This window comes from Ferruginibacter sp. (assembly GCF_031430955.1).
Classification (GTDB): Bacteria; Bacteroidota; Bacteroidia; order Chitinophagales; family Chitinophagaceae; genus Ferruginibacter.
This window is the reverse complement of sequence record NZ_JANPCM010000548.1, coordinates 1-1,798: the sequence shown is the minus strand read 5'-3', so window position 1 is coordinate 1,798 and position 1,798 is coordinate 1. Positions and strand designations below refer to the sequence as shown.

Sequence of the window (1,798 nt, the reverse complement as noted above, 5' to 3'; positions counted from 1 at the left end):
CATAAATCCCATGCAGCCTCGGGGTTGGTGTGTTTAATAACTATCGCATTTAATAATCCTCTTCCTCTTACTGTTTCAATAAAAGGCGAATTTAATTTGCGTAATTCGCTTCTTAGTAATTCTCCCATTGCAGCAGCATTTTCTGTAAGCTTTTCATCTTTTAAAACCTGCAGTGCAGTAATGGCAACTTTACATGCTAACGGATTACCACCATAAGTACTGCCATGTTCACCGGGTTTAATGGTCATCATAATTTCATCATCACATAATACAGCACTTACCGGTAACACACCTCCGCTTAATGCTTTACCTAAAATTAAAATGTCGGCACGTACAGCTTCGTCATCGCAGGCCAGCATATTGCCTGTTCTTGCAAGGCCGGTTTGTATTTCATCCGCCACCATCAATACATTATACTCCGTACATAATGTTCTTATTTTTTTATAATAACCTTCATCAGGCACTACCACACCAGCTTCGCCCTGTATGGGTTCAAATAAAAAAGCTGCAACGTTTTTATCCTGAAAAGATTTTTCCAAAGCGGCGGTATCATTAAATGGTATCGCCACATAACCGGGCATGTAAGGGCCAAAGTTTTTTACAGCAGCAGTATCATTACTAAAAGAAATTACACCTGTTGTTCTGCCATGAAAATTTCCTTCGCATACAATTATCTTTGCTTTGTTTTCTTCAATGCCTTTTATTTGATAAGCCCATTTGCGGCTGAGTTTAATTGCAGTTTCAACAGCCTCTACGCCGGTGTTCATCGGCAATACTTTATCGTAACCAAAATAAGCAGTAATATATTTTTCATACTCCCCTAATAAATTACTGTGAAAAGCCCTTGAGGTTAACGTTAATTTTTGCGCCTGTTCTATTAACGATGCAATAATTTTTGGATGACAATGCCCCTGGTTAACTGCTGAGTAACCGCTTAAAAAATCATAGTAACGTTTGCCATCAACATCGTATAAAAAAACACCTTCGCCACGGTTTAGCACAACCGGCAGCGGATGATAATTGTGTGCGCCATATTTTTCTTCTAAATCAAGATACTGCTGTGCTGTTGCTGATAAAGCAATTGTAGAGTGCATAAAATAAAATTGTAAAATTGTAAAAAAATAAATGTAGATAATTCCTCCGCCAGTGGCGGAGATAGGGGCTTATATAGCTCGATGATTGAGCAAATCGAGATTGTTGCCCAAAAAAGATTCTATGTTAAATAAATTACTGATAGTTGTAAATTTGATGCAAGGTAAAACTATTTTATGAGCTATACAATTCCTGCACAAACTCGTATTGGGCATGTGCATTTAAAAGTAGCTAATATTGAACGTAGTTTACAGTTTTACAAGGGTTTACTAGGGTTTGAAATTACCCAACGCTATGGCGAAAGTGCTGTATTTATTAGTGCTGGCAGTTATCATCATCATACCTGCCTGCCGGCAGGCAGGTAGGATTAAATACTTGGCAAAGTAAAAATGGGAATCCACCACCAGCAAATAGTACAGGGCTTTTTCACACGGCTATATTATATCCTACCAAAAAAGATTTAGCAATTATTTTAAAGCGATTGATAGATGCAAAATATCCGCTGACTGGTGCATCAAACCATGGAGTTTCGTTGGCTATTTATTTAAACGACCCCGATGAAAATGGTGTAGAATTGTATTGGGATAAACCAAAAGAAAATTGGCCTGTTGATGAAAATGGAAATTTATTAATGACAACAGATGCGTTGGATTTAGAAGATTTGATGGAGGAGTTGTAAACGCCTACAGCAGATGTAGGCCCTGAA

At 37.8% G+C, this 1,798-nt stretch carries 3 protein-coding genes; 2 read left to right on the top strand and 1 reads right to left on the bottom strand.

Going from position 1 to position 1,798, the window contains the following annotated elements; genetic code table 11:
* On the bottom strand, positions 1–1,094 hold a 1,094-nt coding region (rocD, locus tag ACY65O_RS15445; RefSeq protein ID WP_462221758.1), incomplete at its 3' end, for an ornithine--oxo-acid transaminase.
* Between the two features lie 174 nt (positions 1,095–1,268).
* Here rocD and ACY65O_RS15440 point away from each other — a divergent pair.
* Positions 1,269–1,457, top strand: a complete 189-nt coding sequence (locus tag ACY65O_RS15440) for a VOC family protein (protein WP_462221757.1) — start codon at positions 1,269–1,271, stop codon at positions 1,455–1,457.
* A 116-nt stretch (positions 1,458–1,573) separates the two neighbouring features.
* Positions 1,574–1,771, top strand: a complete 198-nt coding sequence (locus ACY65O_RS15435) for a hypothetical protein (RefSeq protein WP_462221756.1) — start codon at positions 1,574–1,576, stop codon at positions 1,769–1,771.
* Positions 1,772–1,798 lie beyond the last annotated feature (27 nt).

Excerpts from the sequence above, each read along its gene's own strand:
- ACY65O_RS15440 (WP_462221757.1), top strand. The coding sequence starts at position 1,269 with ATGAGCTATACAATTCCTGCACAAACTCGTATTGGGCATGTGCATTTA.